Annotated in this window: 22 protein-coding genes and 1 pseudogene; 11 read left to right on the top strand and 12 right to left on the bottom strand. The window is 34.1% G+C overall.

From position 1 onward, the window contains the following. Window positions 1–110: 110 nt before the first annotated feature. Window positions 111–290 (bottom strand): hypothetical protein, encoded by a 180-nt coding sequence (locus ACFCYJ_RS13625; protein ID WP_376074470.1) that lies wholly within the window; start codon window positions 288–290, stop codon window positions 111–113. Between the two features lie 177 nt (window positions 291–467). Here ACFCYJ_RS13625 and ACFCYJ_RS13630 point away from each other — a divergent pair, with 177 nt between their 5' ends. Continuing rightward, window positions 468–935, top strand: coding sequence for a GNAT family N-acetyltransferase (locus ACFCYJ_RS13630; RefSeq protein ID WP_376074471.1), 468 nt, complete (start codon window positions 468–470; stop codon window positions 933–935). 155 nt (window positions 936–1,090) lie between these two features. Here the strand turns inward: ACFCYJ_RS13630 and ACFCYJ_RS13635 are convergent, their stop codons facing one another. The 3 genes and pseudogenes from ACFCYJ_RS13635 to ACFCYJ_RS13645 all read right to left on the bottom strand — a co-directional run bounded on the left by ACFCYJ_RS13635 (window position 1,091) and on the right by ACFCYJ_RS13645 (window position 3,678). Next, entirely contained in the window at window positions 1,091–1,321 is a 231-nt protein-coding gene (locus ACFCYJ_RS13635) for a hypothetical protein (protein ID WP_376074472.1), read from the bottom strand. Between the two features lie 65 nt (window positions 1,322–1,386). Continuing rightward, window positions 1,387–1,907, bottom strand: a pseudogene (locus tag ACFCYJ_RS13640) (MBL fold metallo-hydrolase); the annotation flags it as partial. Window positions 1,908–2,226: 319 nt separating this feature from the next. Then, window positions 2,227–3,678, bottom strand: coding sequence for an aminotransferase-like domain-containing protein (locus tag ACFCYJ_RS13645; RefSeq protein WP_376074473.1), 1,452 nt, complete (start codon window positions 3,676–3,678; stop codon window positions 2,227–2,229). A gap of 140 nt (window positions 3,679–3,818) precedes the next feature. On the opposite strand from ACFCYJ_RS13645, the gene ACFCYJ_RS13650 reads away from it, so the two are divergent. Together ACFCYJ_RS13650 and ACFCYJ_RS13655 are read left to right on the top strand one after the other, a co-directional pair. Then, on the top strand, window positions 3,819–4,865 hold the full coding sequence (locus tag ACFCYJ_RS13650; RefSeq protein WP_376074474.1) for an ornithine cyclodeaminase family protein: 1,047 nt from the start codon (window positions 3,819–3,821) through the stop codon (window positions 4,863–4,865). A gap of 30 nt (window positions 4,866–4,895) precedes the next feature. Further along, a complete protein-coding gene (locus tag ACFCYJ_RS13655) occupies window positions 4,896–5,765 on the top strand; it encodes a PhzF family phenazine biosynthesis protein (RefSeq protein ID WP_376074475.1) in 870 nt (289 codons plus the stop codon). 416 nt (window positions 5,766–6,181) lie between these two features. Here the strand turns inward: ACFCYJ_RS13655 and ACFCYJ_RS13660 are convergent, their stop codons facing one another. Then, the gene (locus ACFCYJ_RS13660) at window positions 6,182–6,673 is read right to left on the bottom strand and encodes a hypothetical protein (protein WP_376074476.1); all 492 of its coding nucleotides are present in this window, start codon (window positions 6,671–6,673) and stop codon (window positions 6,182–6,184) included. Window positions 6,674–6,813: 140 nt separating this feature from the next. Between ACFCYJ_RS13660 and ACFCYJ_RS13665 the strand changes: the two genes are divergently transcribed. The 4 genes from ACFCYJ_RS13665 to ACFCYJ_RS13680 all read left to right on the top strand — a co-directional run bounded on the left by ACFCYJ_RS13665 (window position 6,814) and on the right by ACFCYJ_RS13680 (window position 7,996). After that, a complete protein-coding gene (locus ACFCYJ_RS13665) occupies window positions 6,814–6,993 on the top strand; it encodes a hypothetical protein (protein WP_376074477.1) in 180 nt (59 codons plus the stop codon). Window positions 6,994–7,123: 130 nt separating this feature from the next. Next, window positions 7,124–7,231, top strand: coding sequence for an aminoglycoside 6-adenylyltransferase (locus tag ACFCYJ_RS13670; protein WP_376074478.1), 108 nt, complete (start codon window positions 7,124–7,126; stop codon window positions 7,229–7,231). Window positions 7,232–7,245: 14 nt separating this feature from the next. After that, window positions 7,246–7,377 carry an aminoglycoside 6-adenylyltransferase gene (locus tag ACFCYJ_RS13675; RefSeq protein ID WP_376074501.1) on the top strand — a complete coding sequence of 44 codons (132 nt, stop codon included), beginning with the start codon at window positions 7,246–7,248 and terminating at the stop codon, window positions 7,375–7,377. A gap of 196 nt (window positions 7,378–7,573) precedes the next feature. Next, complete coding sequence (locus ACFCYJ_RS13680; RefSeq protein ID WP_376074479.1) at window positions 7,574–7,996, top strand: pentapeptide repeat-containing protein; 423 nt, start codon at window positions 7,574–7,576, stop codon at window positions 7,994–7,996. Window positions 7,997–8,177: 181 nt separating this feature from the next. On the opposite strand, the gene ACFCYJ_RS13685 is transcribed toward ACFCYJ_RS13680, so the two are convergent. Next, a complete protein-coding gene (locus tag ACFCYJ_RS13685; RefSeq protein WP_376074480.1) occupies window positions 8,178–11,276 on the bottom strand; it encodes a hybrid sensor histidine kinase/response regulator in 3,099 nt (1,032 codons plus the stop codon). A gap of 285 nt (window positions 11,277–11,561) precedes the next feature. Between ACFCYJ_RS13685 and ACFCYJ_RS13690 the strand changes: the two genes are divergently transcribed. Both ACFCYJ_RS13690 and ACFCYJ_RS13695 read left to right on the top strand, forming a co-directional pair. Continuing rightward, window positions 11,562–12,383, top strand: a complete 822-nt coding sequence (locus ACFCYJ_RS13690; RefSeq protein WP_376074481.1) for an AraC family ligand binding domain-containing protein — start codon at window positions 11,562–11,564, stop codon at window positions 12,381–12,383. Between the two features lie 24 nt (window positions 12,384–12,407). Next, window positions 12,408–13,331, top strand: a complete 924-nt coding sequence (locus ACFCYJ_RS13695; RefSeq protein ID WP_376074482.1) for a DMT family transporter — start codon at window positions 12,408–12,410, stop codon at window positions 13,329–13,331. A 3-nt stretch (window positions 13,332–13,334) separates the two neighbouring features. On the opposite strand, the gene ACFCYJ_RS13700 is transcribed toward ACFCYJ_RS13695, so the two are convergent. Together ACFCYJ_RS13700 and ACFCYJ_RS13705 are read right to left on the bottom strand one after the other, a co-directional pair. Then, the gene (locus ACFCYJ_RS13700) at window positions 13,335–13,502 is read right to left on the bottom strand and encodes a hypothetical protein (protein ID WP_376074483.1); all 168 of its coding nucleotides are present in this window, start codon (window positions 13,500–13,502) and stop codon (window positions 13,335–13,337) included. 179 nt (window positions 13,503–13,681) lie between these two features. Next, window positions 13,682–14,122: an NUDIX domain-containing protein gene (locus tag ACFCYJ_RS13705; RefSeq protein WP_376074484.1), complete on the bottom strand. Its 441-nt coding sequence runs from the start codon at window positions 14,120–14,122 to the stop codon at window positions 13,682–13,684. A 212-nt stretch (window positions 14,123–14,334) separates the two neighbouring features. Here ACFCYJ_RS13705 and ACFCYJ_RS13710 point away from each other — a divergent pair, with 212 nt between their 5' ends. Further along, on the top strand, window positions 14,335–14,439 hold the full coding sequence (locus ACFCYJ_RS13710) for a YjcZ family sporulation protein (protein ID WP_376074485.1): 105 nt from the start codon (window positions 14,335–14,337) through the stop codon (window positions 14,437–14,439). Window positions 14,440–14,607: 168 nt separating this feature from the next. Here the strand turns inward: ACFCYJ_RS13710 and ACFCYJ_RS13715 are convergent, their stop codons facing one another. Both ACFCYJ_RS13715 and ACFCYJ_RS13720 read right to left on the bottom strand, forming a co-directional pair. Beyond that, window positions 14,608–14,907, bottom strand: a complete 300-nt coding sequence (locus ACFCYJ_RS13715; protein ID WP_376074486.1) for a hypothetical protein — start codon at window positions 14,905–14,907, stop codon at window positions 14,608–14,610. Between the two features lie 259 nt (window positions 14,908–15,166). After that, window positions 15,167–15,703: a GNAT family N-acetyltransferase gene (locus tag ACFCYJ_RS13720; protein ID WP_376074487.1), complete on the bottom strand. Its 537-nt coding sequence runs from the start codon at window positions 15,701–15,703 to the stop codon at window positions 15,167–15,169. 768 nt (window positions 15,704–16,471) lie between these two features. On the opposite strand from ACFCYJ_RS13720, the gene ACFCYJ_RS13725 reads away from it, so the two are divergent. Then, a complete protein-coding gene (locus ACFCYJ_RS13725) occupies window positions 16,472–16,606 on the top strand; it encodes a hypothetical protein (RefSeq protein ID WP_376074488.1) in 135 nt (44 codons plus the stop codon). A gap of 245 nt (window positions 16,607–16,851) precedes the next feature. Here the strand turns inward: ACFCYJ_RS13725 and ACFCYJ_RS13730 are convergent, their stop codons facing one another. Next, window positions 16,852–17,328 (bottom strand): GNAT family N-acetyltransferase, encoded by a 477-nt coding sequence (locus ACFCYJ_RS13730; protein ID WP_376074489.1) that lies wholly within the window; start codon window positions 17,326–17,328, stop codon window positions 16,852–16,854. Window positions 17,329–17,700: 372 nt separating this feature from the next. Next, the gene (locus tag ACFCYJ_RS13735; protein WP_376074490.1) at window positions 17,701–18,555 is read right to left on the bottom strand and encodes a leucine-rich repeat domain-containing protein; all 855 of its coding nucleotides are present in this window, start codon (window positions 18,553–18,555) and stop codon (window positions 17,701–17,703) included. Window positions 18,556–18,557: the final 2 nt, after the last annotated feature.

Consider the following 18,557-nt stretch of genomic DNA (forward strand, 5'->3'; position numbering starts at 1 on the left):
TGTAAAGAATAATATAATATTTTCTTATTGCCTCTATCCAGTTTTTTATGTACAAGCTTATAGACCATTGGCAAAGCAAAAGTCTATAGGCTTGATGTTGCTTATTCTATTTACTGTTTTGGTGTATTTGCGGTAAGTGGATTACTGTTTGCAACTAATTGTACTGGTGTCGTGCCTTGCTGAGAGGACGGTGTCATTTGTTGTGCATTGTTTGAATTTATCATCCCAAAACGTTTCAGCACACTAAAAATTGCAGCTCCGCCAATAATTCCCCATGCTAAAAATCTCACTGAAGAACGCCTCCTTTCTCATACTGACTATTTTTAAAAACAGCTTTAGTATTGGAAATCCTATGCGGTTTATACTGTGTTAACTATATGAGTTTTTTATCCAATCCACTGATTATTTCCAAAGATCTCAGAATATAGTAGAATAAAAATAAAATAAAATCCAAATGGAGGTAGAACATGAATATAAAAATTGCAACAATAAATGAGATCCCACAAATAGAAATATTATATGCAGAACTGTTTTTAGAGATGTCAAAACTACAACCAAATTACATAGCGCCTGCAAAACAGGATGTGGAGTTTCTTAAAAACACAATTTTGGAAGAAAAATCAGATATTATAGTTGCTGAAATAGATAACAGTATTGCAGGCTTTTTACTAATTCAAGAATTAGCTACTCCTCCGTATTCTTGTATCGTCCAGCATAGTTATGCATATGTAATGGATGTAATTGTTGGAGGACAATACCAAAGCAAGGGCATTGGTTCACTTTTACTACAAGAGGCAAAAGAATGGGCAGCAGAACGTAAACTAGATTATTTGGAGTTAAGCGTCTTAGCAGAAAATAATGGCGCTTTTACCTTGTATAAAAGACTTGGATATAAAGAAACGAGCCGTACTATGCGCTTAGAAATTAATAACTAAAATAAACAAGTAAAACAGATGACTAATAATGGCTATCTGTTTTTACACGAAAATCACATTCTCAGTTTAATCAATTATGCCTGCACGATGCAGATCAGTTAGCCGTTTTCGCATGGATGCGATGATTTTAGGCTAACATCCCCTAAGAACTCCTTTCAAATTCCGTGACATCCGTGTGTTGTTGTTGTTGACGCTTCGCTTTCGCACAGATAAAACCGTGTTGCTGACGCTTCGCTTTCGCACAGATAAATTGCCACAGGACGTGGCGTTCTTAGACTAAGTTCCTCTATTTCAGCGGGTGTTTGGAAACCCGCTGAAAAGTAGTTTAAATCTGCATTCATCTCACCACATATAGCGGAGGGAGACTTCTGTAACTGACGTTTCACTTTCGCTACGAAAACATTTGTAGCTGACGTTTCACTTTCGCTACGAAAACATTTGCTGAAAGAAGTTAAAATGTGTATTCTTCTCCATCTTCCGGCACGAATACATGTGCAGCAATTCCTCTTTCATTGATAAAGTTTCTTAATTCCTCTCTTGATAATGTCCAATGATTGATAGCTTCCATATGACTCACGATAATTTTTGCGTTTCGAGCGGCTTTGGATAATTCAAAAATATCATCTTTCCCCATTATGAGAGAGCCTCCCTCTAAAAATTGATTGTCTCCCCCATTAACGATCATAATTTCTGGTTGATTTTTTTCGAGCACTTCTCGAACTCCTTCATACCAAACAGTATCTCCAGCGATATATAATTTTTTTCGCTTGGATGTTTCAAGACAACACCACATGCTTGGCCATTTAATTTTAAAATTTCTCCCCTGCCATGCTCCCCTTTTGTTTTGATTAGTTGAATACCTTCAAAAAAAGTATCTTCTTGTAAAACTTCGACATTGAAAAAGCCAACTTTTTTTACTTCATTAGCATCCTCTTCATTTTGAACAAACATTTTAAGATCTTTCGGTAGTAATAGTCTCATATTAAAGCTTAGGAGGTTTTTGAGTAAAAATTGAAGTGGGTTTTGTGTTCCCTCAGACTAATTATTTTGGGGAAAGTTTGCTTTAGGGGGCCGAACAAATACGCAGAACTATGGATATTTGTGTTAAAGTTCGGGTTCTGCGCATAGGTTATTTGAGTTATAAGACAATTGTTTTTTTAGAAAATTAGATAGATTAATGATTCAAAACTTCAGGAACTAGAGGAGTTGATGATGCTTTCGAATCTCATACAGTGGTTATTCAATACTCATTTTTATAATTATCTGCCATATTTAAATCTCTAAATGAAATTTAAAAAATTTGTTCTGCTACCAATTCTGAAAGAGTTTTAATTCCATAGTCAATTTCATTTAAGGATGCATAAGAATAAGAAATTCTTAAATATTGATTAGAGTGAAACTCATACAAATCTCCAGGGTGAACAAGTATTTTCCGACTTAAGGCTTTAGTAAAAAGCTGGTACATGGATATACCTTCATTTAACTTAAGCCAGATGAAATATCCGCCCCTAGGGATATTCCATGTACCGATGCCGGTAAAATATTTCTTTAATGCTTCAAGAGCAACATCTCTTCGGATCTTAACATTTTTCCTCATTATATCGTTATGCTGATAATAAAGACCACTAGAGAATAGTTCTGTGGTTACATTCTGGGAGAGTGAGCTGGTTCCATAATCAGTTTGCATTTTTATATCTGCCAATCTTTCAATGACTTTTTCTGATCCAACAATCCATCCAATCCTGAGACCAGGACTTAAATTCTTCGATATTCCACCAATATATAATACAAGTCCATTGTTATCAAATGCCTTTATTGGCTGTGGAGGTTGTTCATCAAACCAAAGCTCCCTATATACATCATCCTCGATAATAGGCAAACGTTCCCTATCACACGCATCAACAAGCGTTTTTCTTCTTTCAAGTGACATGACACTCCCGGTAGGATTTTGAAAAGTAGGTATTGTAAAAAGCATTGCTCCTTTTCTCCGCCTATGTCGATCAATCAATTCTTTTATTTCTATACCTTCTTCATCCAGCTTAATTCCTGAAAGCTGCATTCCGAACGATTGAAAGGTTCTAAGAGAGTATAGGTAGGATGGCTTTTCAACATATACTACTGAGTTCGTGTGCAAAAGGCCAAGGGAAATAAGCTGCAGTGCCTGCGAAACACCAGAGGTAATCAAAACTGAGGATGGATCAGCTTCTATTCCTATTGTTTTAAGGTATGTGCATACCTCTCTTCTTAGCTGGATATTTCCTTTTGGTTCTTCATAACCCAGCGATGCCATAGACTTAGACAGTTTTTTTAGTACGCCCTGAATCATTTTGTTAGGTATTAATTCAGGGGAAGGTTCGCAGGAACCCATTCGGATGATATCAGGTTGGAATTCAGCCTGATTGATCTGCTGCATTATATTTTGATTTGTTTGATGTAATCCCGAAGATATATAGGGAAGCCAATTATATGAATGATTAATGGACATTAATGTCCATGTATTGTTTATTACTTTTGTACCTCCACCAGCATTACCGCTAATAAGGCCTTCAGCTGCCAGCTCTTCAAGGGCAGATACTACGGTACTTCTGTTTACACAGAAAATTTCAGAAAGTGTCCGCTGACTTGGCAATTTGAAACCAACTGGCCATTCTCCAGTTGCTATTTTATCTTTTATGAAGTTAACAATCTGTATATTCAATCGATCAGGATTATTTCTATCAGGTTTCCAGTTGATATCCAACATAAAATTCCTCCAAAATCATAGTACTTTTACCATATCATTTGGTTGGTTAAATAACAACCAAGAATGGTTGGAGACTTTTTGTTGTTGTTCAAATACAATTACATTAACAGATATTAAAATTTTAAAGGAGAATGATAACTATGGTACCAATAAGAATTCTAAGTGATAATGATGTTAAGAACATTCTTGATATCAAGAATACAGTAGCATGTGTAGAAAAAGCCTATGCGCTTAAAGCCAACAATCAGGTGAGACTATTCTCCATGGTATCTGAGGTGATTTTTGAGGGTAGGGCAGAAATGGATATTAAATCAGGGATGCTTAATGAAGAAGATGTGTTTGGATTAAAACTCGTTTCATGGTTTGGTGATAATAAAAATCAAGGGCTTCCAGCTATAACTGGGCTGACTATGTTATTTGATTTGAAGAATGGGTTTCCTAAGGCAATGATCAATGCAAGTTATTTGACAGGAATGCGTACTGGAGCAGCAGGTTCAATAGGCGTGAAACACCTGTCAAAACAAGATTCAAAAACACTAATGATTGTAGGTACAGGAGTTCAGGCGATTTTTCAAATAGCAGCCACTCTATCTCAAGTTCAGACAATCAACAAGGTATATATATATGACCCCGTAAAATATGAAAATGCATCAAAATTCCAGTATTCAATAAAGACGGAACTAGATAAAATCATAAATGATATCAACGATACTTATAATAAGAGCTGGAAACAAAGAATTGAGTCAGTTCAGTTTGTAGCTGTAGAAAATCCAGTGAAAGCTTTGGAAGAAACCGATGCAGTAATTACGATAACGCCTTCGCGAAAACCACTGATTTTTAAGGAGTGGATTAAGCCAGGCATACATTTCAGCTGTGTGGGGGCAGACATGACTGGAAAACAGGAAATAGATGAAAAGATCTTTGAGGTAGCTTCTGTATATGTAGATGATATTACACAAGCATCGACAGTCGGAGAAACACAAAGTGCTATAAGGGCTGGTATATTAGGCAAAAACAATTTGACTGAAATCGGACAATTCATACTTGGAAATGCGAAAGGACGTATAAGTGATGAAGAAATTACGATTTTTGATAGTACTGGCATAGCATTGCAGGATCTTGCAGTTTCAAAATATATTGTATCAAAAGCAGAAGAAATGAATGTTGGGACAATCGTGCAAATATAAAATCGATATACAATTTGGAGGGATCATATTATGAAGTTAAAAGTTTATACATTAAATTCATTTGCAAAATCCATTGAGGGAGGGAACCCTGCCGGAGTGGTACTTAGCGCTGATTATCTATCAGATGAGGACATGAAAAAAATAGCAGGTATCATCGGTTTTAGTGAGACTGCTTTTGTCATGAAGTCAGACCTTGCTGACTTCAAGGTTAGATTCTTTACACCTAATGAAGAGGTTGATCTTTGTGGCCATGCAACGATAGCAGCGTTCTATACACTTTCAAGCCAAGGATATATTAAACCAGGAAAATATTCTCAAGAAACAAAGGCTGGAATTTTAAATGTAGAAGTAATGGAAGACCTATCAATTATGATGGATCAAAATGCTCCAAGCTATTATGAAATAATAGACAAGGAGGAAATTGCAGATTCCTTAAATATTACTATAGATGAAATGTTGGTGGATCTACCAGTGCAAATTGTATCTACTGGCCTTAGGGATATACTTGTACCGATTAGAAACTTAGATATATTAAATTCTATAAAGCCAGATTTTGAAAAAGTAACAAATATCAGCAGTAAATATAATACCATTGGTTATCATATTTTTACCCTTGAATCACTAAAGGGTTCAAATGCTCACTGTAGAAATTTGGCACCTTTATATGGAATTCCAGAAGAATCTGCAACTGGTACATCCAATGGTGCCCTTTCATGTTATCTATATAAATATGGTAAAATCAAAGCTGAACATGTTATTAATATATCTGTTGAGCAAGGTTACTCTATGAAAAAACCTTCAGAAATAGTTATAGCGTTAACCACTCAAGCGAAAGAAATTATTGAGGTAAAGGTGGGCGGAAAAGCATTGAATTTGTCTGAAACAGAGGTTGAAATATAATTGTAGAATATAAATTTCTAATAAATTGACATAATAAGATAGCCGGATTAGGTGTTATGTTACATCTAGTATGGCTGTTTTTTTCTTAATTAAATATCCTTGGTAATATGTTGGCTATTATTATAGCCAATTATATTTTTAAGCATAAAACTGAATTCGTAAACTAATTGATTCTTTTTTTTAGGATTATCTCCAATGTCCTTTAGTTTTTGTTTAATTGGTCCATCCGTAGGGGGATATTGTGTATCAAGTGTAGGATCAAGAAATGGACTAAAAATTGCTTCATCACCACTTCTAGTTATATAAGTATCTAATTCTATTTCTTCATCTAGTAAAACTGTCTATTGTCATTAGTAAATAAGAAGAATACCAGGCTCTTTTCGAAGATTGCCTGGTATTTTTCAATTGTTGAAGATTTAATTCTCCACTTTTACATAAATACTACCGAATAACTTTCCAGCAATATAGGCATCCAGCTTCCACATACCGCTTTTTGGGAAAGTCATATTAGTCGGAGCATGGATATCTGCCCCACTGTTCGGTCCAAGTAACTTAGCATCTGTAACCAATTCAATTTCATTATGCGTTAATTGGTGAGTACCCTTTACACTAAGGAATTCTCCTGTTTTTACGCTTTCTCCCCAAAAGTGCCAGCCGTATTTTCCAGGTTTACTAGCAAATAATTTCCCTTCTTTACTATGCGTAAATCCTAATAATTGTGGTTGACCAATCAAGCTTAAATTTTCTGATGTGAAATACTCGCTTTCTTCCCACTTATTTTCCTTGGCTAAAACTTCCTCAACAAGTATCGAACTATCATCCTGTTGAATTTTGCTGTTTGATTCTTTATGTGAGCAACCTACTAATACCAATCCACAAATTGTGATAAAACTTAAAATTCTTTTCACACTTATATCCTCTTTTTATTGTTTAACGATTATTTTTCATTTTTTGTTACAAAAACAAAATTTATCATTGTCATTTCCGTTATATTCTAAGTGTAATTGCGCACTCTAAACGTAACTAAACAATAGCGGAGGTTATAGCAATGAAAAAATTCTTATTTATGGGCGCAATGGCTGCGTTCTTACTAACTGCCTGTTCTTCACATGACGAAGCTCCGGCTAGTGAACAAGCAGAAGCAAAAGAGAAAACCGTTAATGCTGAAACAAAAGAAAATCTTGAGAAAAGTTTTCTATATGAATCAGAAGATCCGTTTAAAAAATAATTTGAAGAAGACAGATAACTAATTAGGGTTATCTGTTCTTTATTGTGGAACTAAGAAAGGTTGCAGAAAAGCAAATGTTGATTTATTTTTAGAATCATCTAGATAAGATGACCGAATTAGAGCGGTCTATATGAACGATTCTGGAACAAACCCAAATGCTCCAAGGGACATCTTTAAAAATTATTATATCGTCTATGTAGTCACTGAAATCTCTTCGTTTAGGATACATCATTGTTAAACGTAGACTTACTGATGATTCAAGAACCTGATAAAAATGATCAATCTTATGATGTGGAATTTGATCAGTCATATGCGTATCTTATGCTCTTTACGGACGGAAACCGGATGGATTTTCGTCTTCCTAGAATAGAAATATTTATTTAGATCATATTAGAAAATTACCTCTGAAGCAAAAAGCATCTTCCTAATAATGATGTACTCTTTTTCATTGGGGATAATCATTTTATCAGGGTAGGTCCCTTCCTTTTATAAAAGAATACTATTTGAAGATGGAATCATTCTCATTTTTACAGAATAATGTATTACAGTGAGAAAAATACTTTAGAGGGGGGGAGAAAATATGAGTAATGTACCAGAAGCGTTAAAAATAAAGTCAACGAATATAACAAGTTCTACATTTATTGATATATCCGGCAATGATCTTTATTTTGAAAACGCCGATTTATCGGGAACTTCGATTGTAAATGCAAAACTATGTAATTTTAAAATAAATGATGCTGACCTTAGTGACTTTGAAATTGGTGGGGCCCAGTTAGGAGGAGCATACATTCACAATATCGGGATGCCACCTAAGTGTCATCCGAATCATCAACCAGGGGTAGAACAAAGACCTCTAAAGTTTGAAAACTGCTTTTTTAAAGGAAGTACAATAACAAACTGCAATTTAGAAAATGTAGAGATTACAAATTGCAATCTTAACGGTTTTACAATCAACGGTATTTCAGTAGAAGACTTATTAAAAAACTATAGTCCAAGCTCCTGAAAATATAGCCTCGGCATATTGCGATTCACAAAGAACTCCTTTCCCTAGTCCTATATAGCTGGGAGACTTCTTTAATTTCGTTTCAAAATTATTCTGAAGAAGGTAAAAACTGCATCCCATTATCAAATGGGAATGCAGTTTTTATTGAATATTCTTATTTCACCATCAATCCACGGTTAAATTACTTTGATTTTTCTTTCTTTTTAAGAACAACAAACGAAATGGTTGTACCTTGATTTGGGTTACTTTTAATTTGAAGTCCCTCACCGAAATGCTGTTTTAAGCGAAGATCTGTATTAAGCAATCCAATGCCAGATGAAGTCTTCGATTTTCTTTCAAGTAAACGTTCCATTGTAGCTTCATCCATGCCAGTACCATCATCTGACACAGAGATCTCAATGTACGAGTCGTAATCTACAATGCAAATATGAATATTCCCGCCATTTTCACGGGGCAAAATACCATGTTTCAAAGCATTTTCAATTAATGGTTGGATGGTTAATGATGGTATCATGACGTCTGTAGAAACGTTCAGATCCCACGTTACGTTTATCCGCTCCCCAAAACGTTCCTTATGAATATATAAATAGGATCGAACAAGATTTAACTCGTCCTCAAGTGGAACAAGCTCATCAATATTTTGAAACTTAAAGGATTCCCTTAAAAAATCACTTAGTGCTTCAAGTAGCTTACCAGTACGCTCGATATCAATTTCACTTAACGTGATAATGGCATTTAATGTATTGAATAAAAAATGTGGCTGTATTTGTGCCTGAAGCCACGCTGCCTCCATTCGAAGCCGTTCTTGTGCAGATTGTTTAACGTCGGTTAGTGCCTTCACTCTTGATCTTAACTCTAAAGCGTTCATTGGCTTTGATACGTAATCATTAGCACCAGATAAAAATCCATTTTTAATGTCTTGAGGCTGACTTCTTGCTGTGAGAAGTAAAACAGGAAGTTCAGTTATTGAAAGTTGCTGACGAATTGTACGTACTAATTCGTATCCTGACATATTTGGCATCATTACGTCTGATATGACCAAATCCCACTCTTGAGACGTTACCATTTCGAGAGCTTTATCACCGCTTGTAACCATTACTAAGTCGTATTTTTCTATAGAGAGTATTGTTTCGATAACTCTTAAGTTAACTGGATCATCATCGACGACCAATACTCTAGGTCGATTTGCTGCAATGATTGAATGATTTTCAGTTCGATCATCCAATGGATTTGCAGGAGTCACTACCGTTGATTCTTCGTTCGCATCTGATAGCAGAGCTACATTTTCTGGTGTGTTTTGCTCATCCGTTCCATCAGATATAGGTAGCGTAAACGTAAATTCTGACCCTTTACCTACAACTGATTTTACCTGTAATGTTCCCCCATGTAGTTCAACCAAACGTTTACTAATACTAAGTCCTAGCCCAAATCCGCCTTCAATCATTGCTTTACTAAGGGTACCCTGCTCATAAGGTTCAAATATACGTTGAATAGTTCCCACATCAATACCAATACCAGTATCCGAAATCACAATTTCCGCCATATCATTTCTTATATGACCAGAAATCGTTACTTCACCTTCGTTCGTGTATTTCACCGCATTATGAAGTAAATTGAAAACAATTTGAATCATTCTATTTTCATCAGCCATTACTTTAGGAAAATCTTCAGGGATTTGATTTATTAATTGAATCTGCTTTCCGTCACTCATCACATAGAGCATATCTAATACACCCGATACAATGGCGTGAATCGAAACAGTACTAAGTTTTAGTTTGGTGTTATTTTCTTTTAAACTCATTACATCTAGTAAATCATTTAACATAAGTGACATACGACTTCCTACAGATAGCACTGTTTCTAAATCCTTGACACTTTTGTCACTGAGTGCACGTTCTTCTCTTTCCAAAACAGCCTTAGAAATGTTAAGGATCCCATGAAGTGGATTTCGTAATTCATGAGACGTATTGGCAAGGAATTCATCCTTTAACTTATCTGTCTTTTGGAGCTTCGTAGCAAGTTCTTTAGTTTCAGAATGGACTTTAGCATATCCTTTAAACCATAAAGTAGCCAAACAAGCCATTGTGATAATAAGATCAAATGGATACATGATCACTTTTATCCCAAAGATGAGAAGTAGGCCATCCCAAATCATATTATTGCCAAATGCTAATATGGCAAGAAGTAAAAATATATTACTTCTGATCTCTTTAATAGATTTTCGCATTACTGTTAGGATCGTTATTACCAACGCAATAGCTAAAATAATTAAATATACTTCTTGATTAGTTACTATATAGCGAGTAGGCAACACGATTGCCATAAATGTAGCTATACCACAGAAAATACTAAACCAACTTATATATTTTCTCACATGTTGAGGCAACCAATGTTTTATGCATTGAAGTAGTGCAAAGCCTATCCCTACCATAGCAAGATGAACTAATTTAAAGCCCCAGTCGTAATTAATCGGAAACCAATAAGATAATAATTTGTCATCGCTTGCTAATAAGTAATAATTCATAGTGCTTATCGATAACAGAGAAAAGTAAAGTAATCTTTTTTCTTCCATGTTTCCTACAAAAAATAAAATGATGGAATAGATCGCGTGTATAAAGAAAACAACTGCAACTAGTTGTTGCATAGCTATCGACCATTGCGTTTCCCTAGCTAATTTATCTTCTTTTCCTAATTTAATGGAGCGAACAATTCCACCGCCACGAGGATCCTTAAAGTTAGAAGCCTGAACTATAATTTCAATTTCTTTATGACCGTTTGCTTCAAAGGAAGCAGTATACGGAACATTTTTGGCAACTGTATTTTCTGCATTCTCCCCTATTTCACCTGATTTTGCCAACTGTCGTCCATTTACATAAATTTCTGAGGAACTCCGAACACTCGGAACTCGAATACTGTAAGTTATATTGTCTTCGGGATTGACGAGTAATTTTAAGCGATAAGAACCGTAACCGTAAGGGCTTTTCTCTTCCCCTAGTAAAGCAGAATTCCAGCCATTAGGAACCTGTATGTATGAAGCTTGAACCTTTTTAGATTCTAAGTGTTTTTCTTCACTAATCAACCAATTATTAGGATAAAACTCCCACTCTCCATCGAGTGTAATGGCATGACCGTCATTAAAATTCCAACTTCTTAAATCTATTTGCCCTTTTACAGCATGTGGTTGATCTGAATTATTAAATAATTGCAACCATAAAACTCGTGAGCCTGTCAGAAAGACAATAAACAAGCAAACGATGAGAACAATTTTTCTCTTTTTCATCAAAATAATTGTCAAAAGGTAATTTGTGTTTTGTTATTAGCACAAGCCCCTTAGGCCAAACTACACCTCCTACGATATATTATCCTAACATGGTTACGTTTACTTTTAAATCTAATTATTAATTAAAAATCCAAATTTTACATTGCAATATTATAATGTCGATGATTGTTTAACAGGTGGTTTAATGCAAGAGGCAAATTTTAGGTAGTCAATATCGTACAATAAAAGCTAAAAGATTTGTGCTACACTTACTTCCATATTAATAAAAAGAAGGTGTTTCATGAGATGTTAGAAGAAAGAATCGTTCATTTTGATCATGATCTACAGATTGAAGCCTATCGTTTCTGTGGAATCATGCAAAAATTCCCAAACCACTTCCACGAATACTTTGTGATTGGATTCATAGAGAGTGGACAAAGACGATTAACTTGCAAGAACAAAGAATACATCATCAATACCGGTGATTTAATATGTTTTAACCCTATGGATAATCATGCTTGTGAACAGATTGACAACAAAACATTAGATTATCGTTGTTTAAATATTAAGCCTGAAATCATGCAAAAAGTAACCAAAGAGATTACTGGAAAAGACTATCTGCCCCAGTTTAAAACTCCAGTTGCTTATTTAAGTGAACAAACAAGCATATTACATAATCTTCATCAGATGATCATGAAGGAATTACCAAATGATGAAAAGCAAGAAACATTTTATATTTTAATCAAGCAGTTAATTGACGAATATACAGAGTCTCCTAATGAAGTTGATTCTAGTGCAAAAACAGAAATGATTAAAAATCTTTGTCAGTATATAGAAACACATTATCAAGAGCACATTACTTTAGATGATTTAGCGAAAATGGCAAATATGAATAAATATTCTTTAGTACGAGCATTTACCCGTGTTCGCGGTATTACGCCGTATCGCTATCTACAAACAATACGTATCAATGAGGCAAAGAAGCTTTTGGAACAGGGAGTGTCGCCATTAGATGCGGCCTTATATAGTGGCTTCGGCGATCAAAGTCACTTTAGCCATTTTTTTATGGAATTTATCGGTTTGACCCCTAAACAATACCAAAATATTTTTACTAAACTCGATGAATAATCGACTATTAGAAAGGACTAGTATATGGAGAAAAAAAATACTGTTGGGCATACAGCAGCACTTATTACCATTTTGATCTGGGGAACAACTTTCATCTCTACTAAAATATTATTGAATGATTTTACCCCTATTGAAATCCTTTTCTATCGTTTTGTCATAGGTTTCGTTGTGTTACTGATGATCTACCCGCACCGACTAAAAGTAACGAATAAAAAACATGAATTCATTTTTGCTAGTGCTGGTTTATGTGGTGTTACGTTGTATTACCTTTTAGAGAATATTGCCTTAACCTTTACAATGGCTTCTAATGTTGGCGTGATCAGTTCCGTCGTTCCCTTTTTCACAGCAATTCTCACCTACCTATTTTTGAAGGAGGAACCATTACGGATCAACTTTTTCATTGGATTTCTTGTTGCAATTACTGGGATCTACCTGATCAGCTTCAGCGGTACTTCAAAGTTCCAACTAAACCCCTTAGGAGATTTATTAGCTGTAATTGCTACGCTCGTTTGGGCTACTTATTCTGTATTGACTAGAAAAATAAGTGGTTACGGATATCATACAATTCAAACGACAAGAAGAGTGTTTTTTTACGGTATTCTATTTATGATGCCTACCCTTTTTCTGTTTGATTTTGAATGGGAACTGAAACGTTTTACAAATCCAGTTTCTTTATTCAATATATTATTCTTAGGTCTTGGTGCTTCTGCTCTTTGTTTTATTACATGGAACTATGCTGTTAAACTGCTAGGCACCATTAAAAGTAGTATTTATATTTACGCGGTTCCAGTCATTACAGTACTAACATCTATGATTGTATTAGATGAACAAATAACTTATATGTCGGCATTCGGTATAGTTCTAACATTATCTGGTCTTTTTATTTCTGAGAAAAAACCTAGTTTAAAAAAAGCAGAAAAAAACACGAGTCTAACAAAATTTAATTAATCATTAAAAATCATCGGAACTCAAATTGGAGTAGCTGGTGATTTTCATTTTTATAATACTATAAAGTCGGTTAATAGCTAAAATATCTTCAGGTTTATGTAATATACCCATAGAGAATACACCTACTAATTTATCTTTATTGCCTTTTCTCCATAATGCGCCAAAGCTCATTATTCCCGCCGCATTAGCAGCTAAAATATTTGTTGGCTGATCCCCAATATATACAATTTTTAAGATTCAATCTGTAATTCATTTACGGCTTTTAATTAAGGTTCTTGGCACACCGCAATTTTGCACGTCAGCGATACCAGAAATGGACTTCGCCTTTGGTAGCAAGAACCCCACTGACGTTAGTCATCTTGCCCTTTAGGGGTAGGAGTGTCAAAAAGCTTTAACTGTTTCAACGCATAGTCGGTTGTCATTGTTATGTTTTCTGGGATTTCATTTATAGAAAACCACTGCACTTTCTCTAAAGCATGCGGTTCTCTATTATGTACTTCTCCATTCGTAATACGAGCACTGAAAGTAGGCGCAACATAATGAACATCTTCTGATTGAATAATATGGTTAGTCACACATACCAATTGTGTAATTTCGATATCCACTCCAAGCTCTTCCTTTATTTCACGTATGATCGCATTTTCTATTGTTTCCATGTAGTCAACCTTGCCACCAGGTAAGCTCCAACAGCCTGCTTCAGGTGCTTTTTTACGTAAAACAAGTAAAATTTTGTTAGCCTTATCTAGGAGAACCGCCCCCACGCCAACTTTTGGTGATTTCTCTTTTTCCATTTTTATTTCCTCCTCTAAAATGACTAACCTCTATCGAATGGTCAATTTCCATAAAGCTAAAATATGTTGCGAATAGTAGATGACCCCTTCATAACTATAAAACTTGTAATATTACTTGTAAAAATTTAGGGAAAATTATTATAGTTAGATGATTACCATCTCTCCTTTTTACAGCTTTACGAATTATAAATTGTAGAAAGTAGGGAGTAGTTATGGGCTGTTCAGATAATGGTTACGCCACAGGGTCCGCTTTTGCCCTAATTGTAGTATTATTCATACTTTTAATTATCGTTGGCGCTACTTTCATTAAATACTAAAAAACGATAACGCCAACACCTCTATTACTCATATTTTTATGTAAGAAATACTAATTTACCCCTACATCTTCTAAATTATTTTCGAAGGGTCACCTTCCTCCAGTGACCCCCTTTTTCTTTCATATATTTCTAACTCAATGACTATATTATTTTGGAATCAAATCCTTTTCATTCGTCTCCTACATCCATTTCCTTGAAAAATTTATATATATACATACAAAAAAACGAAAGTCCAACCAATAGCAGAATTCCGCCAAATATGAAATTCGATAAAATATACCCTTTCTGTATTACTAGGAAACTATCTGTATCCATACCTCCACCCATTGATGTATTTAAGTACTCATTTGCTGAATCTACACCATTTTCAACACCGTTTATTACTATTAAAAATCCAATTGCGATTAGGACAATTGTAAACAATCCAAATCCATACTTTTTTATACTCTTCATAATTTTATCATCCATTTTCCCCCATCCTCCTCTCCTTAAAAAATATAGTATGTGTGAATGTTTATCACGGACTTGAAATGATTTGAATTCATTCTTATTATCACTAAATTTCCGATTACTATTTCCCACTATCAAAACAAGTCACTTAGTTTGGAAAACCTTTACCTCTGGCTGAACAATGTAGCTGACGCTTTGCTAAGTAAGAATCGCTTTATTTAATCGTTTTAATGATAAAGACCAAGACAGTAATTAATCTATCTTGGTCCAGGCCATTTTATGATGTTTTAACCTTTATTAGAGAAAAAATATTAGTGTCATACGGAACACCGTTTTGGTGCATATAATTTTTTAATATCCCTTCTTTTTCAAAACCCAATTTGATTAACAGTTTATTTGAAGCTTCATTTTCAGTGAAAACAATAGCTCCAATACGCATTAAATCCATCTCTTGGAAGCCAAATGATAGGACTCTATCAACAGCTTCCTTTGCATATCCTTTACCCCAGTTCTCAGGAAAAAGTGCATAACTAATTTCAGCTCTTTTATGCTCAGTAGACCACTCTTGAAAACCAATAGTACCAATAATACCTTCTTGCCCTTTTAAGGCAATTCCCCATTTAATTCCACGTTTTTCATCATAATTTTTTGAAAAATTTTTAATTATTTGTTTAACCTGCTCTAAACTTGTTAAAGGTTTCTGCCCATAGTGGCGTAATACATCAGGATTTGAAAAACAATTTAAAACTTCTTGGGCGTCATGTTCGATAAGTTCTCTTAACACTAATCGTTCAGTATCTAAAATAGGAAACATCTTCTACACTCCATTTCCAAATAAGTTATAAGTTAGATTTTATATGAAAAGAGTGAGAGTTGCACTACTGATTTTTTAAATGTTCAACAAATTCGATAGAACAATACCTATATTAATGACAATATATATCCAACAAGGTTCATTCCAATCAATACAGGGAAATCCATACAAAAAAGCCATAAAAATTCTAAAAATAGCTCTTTATAGATGGATAATGAAATGGTCTCTCATGCCAATAAACTTAGCAAATTCATCCCGAACTAGCCGTGCTGAATGTATTTTATCAATAATTCATGATTAAAACCCTTCCTTACACAAGGTAATTTGCCCTGAGTTCTTTATTTAGCACAACATACTATAAATATAAAAAGGAAGTTTCATGTGTTTGTGGTTGTAATATTAATTTGCCACAACCATTGTTCCAATAGCACCTTATTTTCTATTTCATCAATGATCTAGTGCGCACCTGAAGGCAAGTCTTAAAATTGTAGCTATCAGTCATTACTTGTGGCGCTTTCTTATATGGGCCTAGTGGGAAATACCGTATTCCAACGTTTAGAGAAATGGATGCCGGTAAATGTGAACCACACTTTAAAATAACGTTAGAAAATCGACATTAATCCCTTCTCCCCAGTGCCCATAGCTGTATTTTATCAATAAAAAGGAAAGTATTATAAAGGCTGTGACGTATTGTTACAGCCTAAAATAATATTACTGTTCCTTTCTTCAAATAATCCTGCTATAAATTTTTATAAGGAGGGGATTGTTTTGAGTTATCCATCTTATGGAGTAAATACACCAGGTACAAATTTTGCCTTTGCTATTGTTTTATTCGTTCTATTGATTATTGCCGGTCTTGGCTTATTTTATTTATTAAGAACTTTAGTATGGACTGGTGTATAGTATTATCCCAAATGCCCAAATTGGTCACCTTAATTTAAGTAGTTAAATTCACATTTTTATTAAAGTAACTTAAAGCAATAAAATGGGCTAAATTAGACGCAATGTTTGGTTCTATTCTAGGGCTTGCGTGTATTAACGGAAGTCCTTTTTCATGTTTCTCATACTCATAGGGTAGTGGCAGAACTGTTCTAAATGTTTTGAGACAAATATCGTCGGTCCCTGCCTCTTCATCTCAAGATACTTCGTTAAATAGTTAATTTCATTTTTCTACTTACGCTTTTCATATCAAAATGTTTATAAAAATCAATGGCTTTCGTATTAAATTCCCAAACATTTAACTCAACTGAGTCAACTTCCCTTTTTTCAGCCCAAGTTATACAAGCATTAAATAACATTTTTCCAATACCTTTTCTTTGTAAGTTTGCTTTTATACCAAAATCGTGTATGTAAGCATATTTCCGTTGAACGAGCGACTTGAAAGGTGGTGAAGTTTCAACACTTATGACCGCGAAACCCACTACAACTTCATCTTCCTTCGCAATTAGAACATCACTCTCTTCGTTGGCAATCAGTTCTTTATAATAGCATTCGGGCATTACAGACTCCACACTTTTAAAAATCGTTGGTTCCTCCATCACATGCTCTTCATGCCCTTCTTTTACAATCTCATTCACAGTAAAATAATCTTCTTCTGTTGCGATAAAAACCTCGATTGTCATCATATCATCCCCCTCATATCAATTATCCGTAATCAGACTTTACGAGAAAATATTCTTTCTTTTATTATACAGACAAACAATAATAAATGGTATGATATTCCAGTTTTATACCATCTTTTTAAAGAGCCTAATTATTCTGAACACAGTTGTTCCACAAATTCATTTTCAAATAATAAATACAAAAAGACCAGAACTCATTTTATGAATGAGTGACTGGTCCCGTGTTTGTTTGACAAGATAACATGAATAGATTACTACATCATTCAAATCAATTTCTGAAAAACCCGTAAACAACACTTGATCCTTAATTTTATGTACTACAAGGAAGGTTCAGACTGCTAACACCTATTTATTTCCATAATTCATTTTCCAGGTCTACAAATAAACAATACATCCTCTTTCCTCCAATTCTTCTATCCAACTAGGGATACTCAATTGATGATTCCATCTTAAGTCTAGACGTTCTAAACCTTTAATTTCCATTAAGGATGTAGGTAATTCTAAAAGTTGATTACTTCTTAAATCTAGTTCTAATAAATTTTGTAAGTTACCAATATCTTCTGACAATGTTTTTAATTGATTATGTCTCAAATTCAATCTTCTTAGTTTTTGACATTTATGTAAAGAATGCGGTATATTTTCAATCTGATTTTCTTCTAAATCTAAAACTCGTAATAAAGCTAATTCTCCAAATTTCTCTGGAAGAGATGTAATTTGATTATTTTTCAAATGTAATTCTCTTAGATTAGTTAAACTACTTATTCTTTTTGGTAACTCAGTTAATTGATTATTCATTACACGTAGTTCTACTAGTTTGGTTAAATTCCCAATTTCCTCGGGCAATTTTTTTAAACTGTTATCACTTAAATTTAAATATCTCACTTTTTTCAGATTACCGATTTCATGTGGAATTGATTGCAATTTATTATTATGAAAATACAAATAATCTTCCATATTCAAAAGGTGACCGATTTCAGCGGGAATACAGTCAATGTCATTATGCCCTGCATCTAGCATTCTAAGTTCCGTTAAGTTCATAATTTTTGGTGACATTTCGCAAATTTTATTTACTGAGATGTTTAATACCTCCATACTAGTCATCTCAAATATTTCTTCAGGTATTGTTATTAAATCATTATCAAAAAGATTTAATTCCTTTATTTCATTTATTAGTACTTCATCTATTTTAGGTAAAGTTTGTAAATCCTTTTGTGAAAAGTTTATTTTCATGT

The sequence above is a fragment of the Lysinibacillus sp. NPDC056232 genome (assembly GCF_042267565.1).
Taxonomy (GTDB): domain Bacteria; phylum Bacillota; class Bacilli; order Bacillales_A; family Planococcaceae; genus Lysinibacillus.

Bases quoted from the DNA above. Each gene is read 5' to 3' on its own strand.
- ACFCYJ_RS13630 (WP_376074471.1), top strand. From the start codon at position 468: ATGAATATAAAAATTGCAACAATAAATGAGATCCCACAAATAGAAATA.
- ACFCYJ_RS13645 (WP_376074473.1), bottom strand. From the start codon at position 3,678: ATGTTGGATATCAACTGGAAACCTGATAGAAATAATCCTGATCGATTG.
- ACFCYJ_RS13650 (WP_376074474.1), top strand. From the start codon at position 3,819: ATGGTACCAATAAGAATTCTAAGTGATAATGATGTTAAGAACATTCTT.
- ACFCYJ_RS13655 (WP_376074475.1), top strand. From the start codon at position 4,896: ATGAAGTTAAAAGTTTATACATTAAATTCATTTGCAAAATCCATTGAG.
- ACFCYJ_RS13665 (WP_376074477.1), top strand. From the start codon at position 6,814: ATGAAAAAATTCTTATTTATGGGCGCAATGGCTGCGTTCTTACTAACT.
- ACFCYJ_RS13670 (WP_376074478.1), top strand. From the start codon at position 7,124: ATGAACGATTCTGGAACAAACCCAAATGCTCCAAGGGACATCTTTAAA.
- ACFCYJ_RS13675 (WP_376074501.1), top strand. From the start codon at position 7,246: ATGATTCAAGAACCTGATAAAAATGATCAATCTTATGATGTGGAATTT.
- ACFCYJ_RS13680 (WP_376074479.1), top strand. From the start codon at position 7,574: ATGAGTAATGTACCAGAAGCGTTAAAAATAAAGTCAACGAATATAACA.
- ACFCYJ_RS13685 (WP_376074480.1), bottom strand. From the start codon at position 11,276: ATGAAAAAGAGAAAAATTGTTCTCATCGTTTGCTTGTTTATTGTCTTT.
- ACFCYJ_RS13690 (WP_376074481.1), top strand. From the start codon at position 11,562: ATGTTAGAAGAAAGAATCGTTCATTTTGATCATGATCTACAGATTGAA.
- ACFCYJ_RS13695 (WP_376074482.1), top strand. From the start codon at position 12,408: ATGGAGAAAAAAAATACTGTTGGGCATACAGCAGCACTTATTACCATT.
- ACFCYJ_RS13700 (WP_376074483.1), bottom strand. From the start codon at position 13,502: ATGAGCTTTGGCGCATTATGGAGAAAAGGCAATAAAGATAAATTAGTA.
- ACFCYJ_RS13705 (WP_376074484.1), bottom strand. From the start codon at position 14,122: ATGGAAAAAGAGAAATCACCAAAAGTTGGCGTGGGGGCGGTTCTCCTA.
- ACFCYJ_RS13710 (WP_376074485.1), top strand. From the start codon at position 14,335: ATGGGCTGTTCAGATAATGGTTACGCCACAGGGTCCGCTTTTGCCCTA.
- ACFCYJ_RS13715 (WP_376074486.1), bottom strand. From the start codon at position 14,907: ATGGATGATAAAATTATGAAGAGTATAAAAAAGTATGGATTTGGATTG.
- ACFCYJ_RS13720 (WP_376074487.1), bottom strand. From the start codon at position 15,703: ATGTTTCCTATTTTAGATACTGAACGATTAGTGTTAAGAGAACTTATC.
- ACFCYJ_RS13730 (WP_376074489.1), bottom strand. From the start codon at position 17,328: ATGATGACAATCGAGGTTTTTATCGCAACAGAAGAAGATTATTTTACT.
- ACFCYJ_RS13735 (WP_376074490.1), bottom strand. From the start codon at position 18,555: ATGAAAATAAACTTTTCACAAAAGGATTTACAAACTTTACCTAAAATA.